The sequence below is a fragment of the Dietzia sp. DQ11-38-2 genome, from assembly GCF_014145055.1.
GTDB lineage: Bacteria > Actinomycetota > Actinomycetes > Mycobacteriales > Mycobacteriaceae > Dietzia.
This window is the reverse complement of sequence record NZ_JAALDW010000115.1, coordinates 1-6,888: the sequence shown is the minus strand read 5'-3', so window position 1 is coordinate 6,888 and position 6,888 is coordinate 1. Positions and strand designations below refer to the sequence as shown.

The following is a 6,888-nucleotide window of genomic DNA, read 5'->3' as shown; positions in this document are numbered from 1 at the left end:
GCGGCTCCGAGCCGGACCGCCAAGTCCACCGTGAGCGTCTGATTGGCGAGTCCGCGAACCCCGTCGGTACCGAAAAGTCGGGTCATGATGCGTGATCCTCCGGGATAGGGGGACCGCCACCGCACGCGGCGTGGGTGGTCCGGACCGGGTAAGGATAACCCCGGCCGTGCGGTCCCTCGGGAAACGAGCCAGAGCAGGCCCCCGCGGTAGCGGGCGCCTGCTCTGGGGTATCGAGCGCGTCGATCAGCGCTTCGAGTACTGCGGTGCCTTACGGGCCTTCTTCAGGCCTGCCTTCTTGCGCTCGACGGCGCGGGCGTCCCGGGTGAGGAAGCCGGCCTTCTTGAGCGCCGGGCGGTCATCCGAGGAGTACTCGGTCAGCGCACGGGCGATCGCCAGGCGCAGTGCACCGGCCTGACCCGACGGTCCTCCACCATGGAGCAGTGCCACGATGTCGAACTGCTCCTCGCGCTCGACGAGGACCAGCGGCGACTTGACGAGCTGCTGGTGAACCTTGTTCGGGAAGTAGTCCTCGAGGCTACGACCGTTGAGGGTGAACTGACCGGAACCGGGCATGAGGCGGACGCGGGCGACGGCCTCCTTGCGGCGTCCGACCGCCTGTGCCGGACCGGAGGAGGCGACCGGGGCCAGCTGGGACTCGGCGTCGGCCACGTAGTCGGTGCCGCCGGCGTAGTCGGCCTCGCTGTAGTCCTCGGCCACCTCGGCGGCGAGCTCCGCCACCGTGTCGTCGGCGAGCTCGGCCTCGGGGGTGATGTTCTCGTCGGTCACTGGGCCACCTGCTTGATCTCGTAGGGCACGGGCTGCTGGGCGGCGTGCGGGTGATCGGGTCCCGCGTACACCTTCAACTTGGAGGCGACGGCACGACCGAGCTTGTTGCTCGGCAGCATGCCCTTGACGGCCTTCTCGACGACGCGATCCGGGCGCGTGTCCATGGCCTTACCGAGGGACTGCGACTTGAGTCCGCCGGGGAACCCGGAGTGGCGGTGATGCATCACGCGCTCGCGCTTGTTGGACGAGATCGCGACCTTGTCGGCGTTGATGATGATGACGAAGTCGCCGGTGTCGGCGTTCGGGGCGAACTGCGGCTTGTGCTTGCCACGGAGGATGTTGGCGACCTGGACGGCGAGTCGACCGAGAACCACATCAGTGGCGTCGATGACGTACCAGGCGCGCGTCACGTCCCCGGGCTTGGGGGTGTACGTGGACACAGGCGATACCTCTGTCTGTCTAGTGGGGCTGCCGGCCGACCGGACGCCCTCCCCCTCGCGCGGCGGCCGGTGGTGACCCGCGGAGGCGGTCCGCCGATCCCCGGACACGGAGACGGCACGGACGCCGACGGTCAACCATACCGTCCGGGTGCGGACACTCCAACTCGCCGATCACGGACGGGCGGACATCGGTTAGACTCTCCCCGGTTCCCGCCCTCGTAGCTCAGTGGATAGAGCACGGCTCTCCTAAAGCCGGTGTCGGAGGTTCGATTCCTCTCGAGGGCACCACGGCGCGGGTCGGGTGGCCCCCGGCCCCTCAGCCCCTTCGGCCCCGTCAGCCCCTTCGGCCCCGCTCAGGCCCGCGACACCCGATGTCGAGCCCGGAGAGACGCCCCGTTGACATCAATACATGCACGTATGATGATGTATGCATGCCGAGGCGGCGGACGCCGCCCATGACGGGCGGACATCGCCCCGGACGACCGGCGACGAGGAACAGGAGCCCCACCCATGACCGTGACCGACCACCCCACCGCCGAACCGCACTCCCACACCCACGGACCCGGCTGCGGACACGAGGCGATCGTCCACGAGGATCACGTGGACTACCTGCATGACGGCCACCTGCACCGCGAGCACGACGGCCACTACGACGAGTGCACCACCTGCTCGTGTGACAACTGCGACGACAGCTGCGCGATGTGCACCTGCACGAACTGCACCTGCGAGACCTGCAACCACAACATCTGCTCGTGCGACAACTGCGGCGAGCGGCACGAGTGCGCGAACTGCGTCTGCGACGACTGCAGCTGCGCGACCTGCCGGCACGCGGCCTGACGGTCCCGGACGACACCGGCCCGTCACGGGCCGGCCCGCAACATATCTGACCGATACGGTCGAGCCCGCTGATGACACATCAGCGGGCTCGACGCTTCTCGGCCTGTCAGCGTCGCAGAGTCGCGGCGAACGCCCCGGTCAACGCCAGGATCGGCAGCCCGATGAACAGGTGGACTATCGCGGCGGCCACCCCGTCGAGGAACGGGACCGTCACCAGGAGCGGCAGCGCCACGGCCGCGATGATCAGCAACCCCACGGTCCACGAGAAAAACTGCTGCGGGTTGGCGGTGCCGACGAGCAGCAGGTACCAGAGGAGCCCGGCCAGGATCGCGGCCACCGCCCCGTAGACGGCGTACATGGTGGGGGTGTTGCCGCCGTTGGCCCACTGGTGGCCGAACCGGCCGAACGCCGCGTCCACCACCCAGGCGATCAGCCACCCGGCGATCGCCGCCACGAGAGCCGTGGCCGCGACGCTGCCCAGGAATTTGCCCACGTCGATAGCCGGACCGCGGGGCGCCCGGCGCTCCTGGTAGCCGGCGTCGTTCGAGTAGGGCTCGTCGTACCCAGCGTCCCCGCCCATCTGCGAGTACGCGCGCGAGTCGGGCTGGCCCATGCGCCGCGTCTGGTCGTCCTGTCCGGGATACATTCTTCTACCGCCTCCGAATCGGTGTGGTGGTCACCGAGGGTAGCCCCTTTGTCCACCGACTTCCCGCCTGCCGGGGTGCGGCCCCGCCCCGAGGCCGGTCGACGAGACCGGCCCGCCCGACCGTGAAGACGGTAGGGCGGGCCGGCGTCGGGTCCGGATGGACGAGTGGGATCAGTGGTTGATCGTCTTCTCCACACCGACACCCGTGAGGGAACGGACCTCCATCTCGACCCGCTTCTCCGGGAACTCGTCCTTCTTGCCGAGGAAGGTGCCGATGATCCCGAGGAGGAACGCCAGCGGGATCGACACGATGCCCGGGTTGGACAGCGGGAACAACGAGAAGTCGACACTGGTGATCATCGACTTCGGGCCGCCCGACACCGCGGGCGAGAGCGCGATCAGCACGAGTGTGCTGATCAGGCCGCCGTACATCGAGAACAGCGCGCCGGTGGTGTTGAACCGCTTCCAGAACAGCGAGTAGAGGATGGTCGGCAGGTTCGCCGAGGCCGCGATGGCGAACGCCAGGGCCACGAGGAAGGCGATGTTCTGCCCCATGGCGCCGATCCCCATGATGATGGACGCGATACCGATCACCACGACGGTGATCCGCGACACCCGCAACTGGGCCTTCTCGGTCGCCTTCCCGTGCTTGATGACGCCGTTGTAGATGTCGTGTGCGAACGACGCGGAGGCCGTGATGGCGAGACCCGCGACCACCGCGAGAATCGTCGCGAAGGCGACCGCCGAGATGATCCCGAGGAAGATCTCCCCGCCGAGCGCGAAGGCCAGCAGCGGGGCCGCCGAGTTCACGCCACCGGGCGCCGCCTCGATCACCTCCGACCCCACCATCGCCGCGGCACCGAAACCGAGGACCAGGGTGAACAGGTAGAACGACCCGATGAGCGCGATCGCCCAGGTGACCGAGCGGCGGGCCTCCTTGGCGGTGGGGACCGTGTAGAAGCGCATCAACACGTGGGGCAGGCCCGCGGTACCGAAGACCAGGGCGATCGACAGGGAGATGAAGTCGAGTTTGCTCGTCTCGGTGGCGCCGTACTGCAGGCCGGGCTGCAGGAGGTCCCTGCCGGAGTTGGCCACGGCCTCACCGAGGAGCGCCGAGAAGTTGCCCCGCACCGCCACCAGGACGAACAGGCACATGATCAACACGCCGCCGACCAGGAGGACGGCCTTGACCATCTGCACGTACGTGGTGCCCTTCATGCCACCGACGAGCACGTAGACGATCATCAGGAGCCCGACGACCGCCACGACGATCGCCTGCCCGGTGGAGTCGTTGATGTTGAGCAGGAGCGCCACCAGACCGCCGGCGCCCGCCATCTGTGCGATGAGATAGAACAGGCACACCGAGAGGGTCGCCAGGGCCGCGGCCATGCGGACGGGCCGCTGCTTGAGACGGAAGCTGAGCACGTCCGCCATCGTGAACCGGCCCGTGTTGCGCATCAGTTCGGCGACCAGCATCAGCGCGACCAGCCACGCCACCAGGAACCCGATGGAGTAGAGGAAACCGTCGTAACCGTTGATGGCGATGGCGCCGGCGATGCCCAGGAACGAGGCGGCCGAGAGGTAGTCACCGGCGATCGCGAACCCGTTCTGCGGCCCCGTGAAGGTGGAGCCACCGGTGTAGAAGTCCTTAGTCGACTTGGTCGACTTGGACGCCCGGAGGACGAGGGTCATGGTCACGACGATGAAGATCCCGAACACGACCATGTTGAGAAGCGTGCTGCCGACCTGCTCACCGGGGGCGAGCTCGCGGATGTTGTACAGCCAGTCGCCCATCAGGCCACCTCACCTTCCAGCTCGTGGCGGATCGCTTCCGCGCGGGGATCGACCACCCGGTTGGCGAACCGGATGTAGAGGAACGTGATGAGGAACGTGGTGACGAACTGCGCCAACCCGATGATCAGCCCCCAGGTGATGTTCCCGAAGACCTTGGTCGCCATGAAGTCGGTCGCATAGACCGCCAGGAGCACGTACAGGAAGTACCAGACGAGGAAGGCGATCGTCATGGGGAAGACGAACGCCCTGAACTTGCTGCGCAACTCCTGGAATTCCGGGCTGGAGTGCATCGCCTCGAAGTCAGCCGGCTCCGGGCTGCGTCGTGACGATCCTCCCACCGGTGGATCAGCTGGCTGGGACACGGAGGTCCTCCGTTTCAATTGTCTCGAGCCGCACCGCTGTAGTGATGGGCCTCACAGATTTGGACGGAAGAAGTGTGACACGGGACACAAGCCTTTGCCGAGTGCGGTGTGTCCCCCGGAGGCTGATTCGCCAAAAGTCCTGGTGGACCCACCCCCGTCGGAGGGGTAGACCACCTAATCCGGGGGGTCGAGGGGTGAGGTCGCTCACCGATGACCCCGGCGCCCTCCGGAAACAGCGGACGTGCGGGCCGGTCGCCGCTCGGGCCCGCTGACACTCAGGTCATCGACCGCGGAACACCGGTGGCCTCTTCTCCGCGCGGGCGGCCCGCGCCTCGGCCATGTCCTCGCTACGCCAGGCGAGTTGTTGCAGCTCGGTGTGTTCGTCGCGGGGCAGGAGCCGGGCGTCGTCGTCATTGATCACGGACTTGATGTGCCGGAGGCTCAGGGGGGCGAACCGCGCGATCTCCGCGGCGAGTTCCATCGCCGTGTCGAGGTCACCGATCTCGTTGGCCAGGCCGATCCGGGCCGCCTCCTCCGCGCCCACCGGACGCGCGGTCATGAGGACCGACCGCGCGTGTCCTCCCCCGACCACGTTGGCGAGCCGCTTGATGGTCCAGTTGTCCAGGGCCAACCCCACCTTCACGACGGGTACCGCGAACACCGCGCCGGGGGCCACGACGCGGAGATCGGCGGCCAGGGCGAGCTGGACCCCGGCGCCGACTGCGGGCCCGTTGACGGCCGCGATGACGGGGACCGGCACCGACTCCACCGCCTCGAGCATCGCGGCGTGGGCGTCGTAGAAGTTCAGGTTGTACACGCCGCCGGACAGGTCGGCGCCGGCGCAGAAGGCCGACCCCGCCCCGGTGATGACGATCGCCCGGACCGGGTCCTCACCCTCCGCCGCGGCTCCCGCGACTTCGATCGCCTCCCGCAGGGCCGTGCAGACCTCCGCGTCGAGGGCGTTGCGGGTGCGGTGACGGTCGATGGTGACGACGGCGACGGGTCCGTCCCTGCGTGTGTCGATCATGGCGGCGGGGCCTTCCGGTGCGTCGCGGTCTTCTGTGTCGCGGGCTGGTCGTCGCGGACTGGTCGTGGCGGACTCGAGGCGGGGGTACTCTCCTGCACCCGTGACCGAGGATACCTGCTGGTGAACGCGCCCACCGTACGATGCGTCCATGGCCAGAACCGGAGCTCTGCAGATCCTCGACATGGTCCTCGACGACGGGTCGTTCCGGTCCTGGGACGGCCCGCCGCTGCGCTCGCCCCAGGTCGACTCGGTCCCGGGGTACGAGGACTCCCTCGAGCGCGCGGCGCGGGTGTCCGGGGTGGACGAGGCCGTCATCTCCGGTGAGGGGACCTTGCTGGGTCGGCGCGTGGTGTTCATCGCCTGCGAGTTCGACTTCCTCGCGGGCTCGATCGGAATCGCGGCGGCGGAGCGGATCGTGTCCGCGATCGAGCGAGCCACCGCCGAGCGCCTGCCGATCCTGGCGTCCCCGACGTCCGGTGGGACCCGCATGCAGGAGGGCACGATCGCCTTCCTGCAGATGGTCAAGATCTCCGCCGCCGTGGCCGGGCACAAGTCGGCGGGGCTCCCCTACCTCGTCTACCTGCGCCACCCGACCACCGGAGGGGTGTTCGCCTCGTGGGGGTCGTTGGGCCACGTCTCCGTGGCCGAACCCGGCGCGTTGATCGGGTTCCTGGGACCCCGGGTGTACGAGGCGCTCTACGAGGCCCCCTTCCCGGAGGGCGTGCAGGTGTCGGAGAACCTCGCCCGCCGCGGCATGATCGACGGCGTGCTCCCCCCCGAGGGGGTACGAGACCTCACGGCGCGGGCCCTGCGCGTCCTCTGCCAGGACCCCCCGTGTCAGGACGAACCGGCGCCACCGCACGGGCCCGTCCCCGAGCCGGAGTCCGACCGCGCCGAGCCGCCCGACGCGTGGGACGCCATCGTCCGCTCCCGCCGCCGCGACCGCCCCGGTGCCCGGTCGTTCCTGGAGCGTGTCGCCCCGGACCGGGTCCCGCT

Annotated in this window: 8 protein-coding genes and 1 tRNA gene; 3 read left to right on the top strand and 6 right to left on the bottom strand. The window is 68.8% G+C overall.

Annotated features, from left to right (window positions below; genetic code table 11):
* Positions 1-243 precede the first annotated feature (243 nt).
* A complete protein-coding gene (gene rpsI / locus G6026_RS04490) occupies positions 244-669 on the bottom strand; it encodes a 30S ribosomal protein S9 (protein WP_309230172.1) in 426 nt (141 codons plus the stop codon).
* Between the two features lie 113 nt (positions 670-782).
* Complete coding sequence (gene rplM, locus G6026_RS04485) at positions 783-1,226, bottom strand: 50S ribosomal protein L13 (RefSeq protein ID WP_017837232.1); 444 nt, start codon at positions 1,224-1,226, stop codon at positions 783-785.
* 212 nt (positions 1,227-1,438) lie between these two features.
* Between rplM and G6026_RS04480 the strand changes: the two genes are divergently transcribed.
* Both G6026_RS04480 and G6026_RS04475 read left to right on the top strand, forming a co-directional pair.
* A tRNA-Arg gene (locus G6026_RS04480) sits at positions 1,439-1,514 on the top strand.
* Between the two features lie 222 nt (positions 1,515-1,736).
* On the top strand, positions 1,737-2,063 hold the full coding sequence (locus G6026_RS04475; RefSeq protein ID WP_107755856.1) for a hypothetical protein: 327 nt from the start codon (positions 1,737-1,739) through the stop codon (positions 2,061-2,063).
* 106 nt (positions 2,064-2,169) lie between these two features.
* Here the strand turns inward: G6026_RS04475 and G6026_RS04470 are convergent, their stop codons facing one another.
* The 4 genes from G6026_RS04470 to G6026_RS04455 form a co-directional block, all read right to left on the bottom strand.
* Positions 2,170-2,709 carry a hypothetical protein gene (locus tag G6026_RS04470; RefSeq protein ID WP_107755855.1) on the bottom strand — a complete coding sequence of 180 codons (540 nt, stop codon included), beginning with the start codon at positions 2,707-2,709 and terminating at the stop codon, positions 2,170-2,172.
* A gap of 171 nt (positions 2,710-2,880) precedes the next feature.
* Positions 2,881-4,503: a cation acetate symporter gene (locus tag G6026_RS04465; protein WP_107755854.1), complete on the bottom strand. Its 1,623-nt coding sequence runs from the start codon at positions 4,501-4,503 to the stop codon at positions 2,881-2,883.
* The gene (locus G6026_RS04460) at positions 4,503-4,793 is read right to left on the bottom strand and encodes a DUF485 domain-containing protein (RefSeq protein ID WP_042329896.1); all 291 of its coding nucleotides are present in this window, start codon (positions 4,791-4,793) and stop codon (positions 4,503-4,505) included. Before G6026_RS04460 ends, G6026_RS04465 begins: the two co-directional genes overlap by 1 nt.
* A gap of 352 nt (positions 4,794-5,145) precedes the next feature.
* Positions 5,146-5,892 (bottom strand): enoyl-CoA hydratase, encoded by a 747-nt coding sequence (locus G6026_RS04455; RefSeq protein ID WP_182612368.1) that lies wholly within the window; start codon positions 5,890-5,892, stop codon positions 5,146-5,148.
* Positions 5,893-6,040: 148 nt separating this feature from the next.
* On the opposite strand from G6026_RS04455, the gene G6026_RS04450 reads away from it, so the two are divergent.
* Positions 6,041-6,888, top strand: an 848-nt coding sequence (locus tag G6026_RS04450) for a carboxyl transferase domain-containing protein (protein ID WP_277815593.1), incomplete at its 3' end; no start/stop codon positions are given.

What these genes read in the sequence shown, in the direction of transcription:
- G6026_RS04455 (WP_182612368.1), bottom strand. Translation starts at nt 5,892, where the DNA reads ATGATCGACACACGCAGGGACGGACCCGTCGCCGTCGTCACCATCGAC.
- G6026_RS04465 (WP_107755854.1), bottom strand. Translation starts at nt 4,503, where the DNA reads ATGGGCGACTGGCTGTACAACATCCGCGAGCTCGCCCCCGGTGAGCAG.
- G6026_RS04460 (WP_042329896.1), bottom strand. Translation starts at nt 4,793, where the DNA reads ATGCACTCCAGCCCGGAATTCCAGGAGTTGCGCAGCAAGTTCAGGGCG.
- G6026_RS04475 (WP_107755856.1), top strand. Translation starts at nt 1,737, where the DNA reads ATGACCGTGACCGACCACCCCACCGCCGAACCGCACTCCCACACCCAC.
- G6026_RS04470 (WP_107755855.1), bottom strand. Translation starts at nt 2,709, where the DNA reads ATGTATCCCGGACAGGACGACCAGACGCGGCGCATGGGCCAGCCCGAC.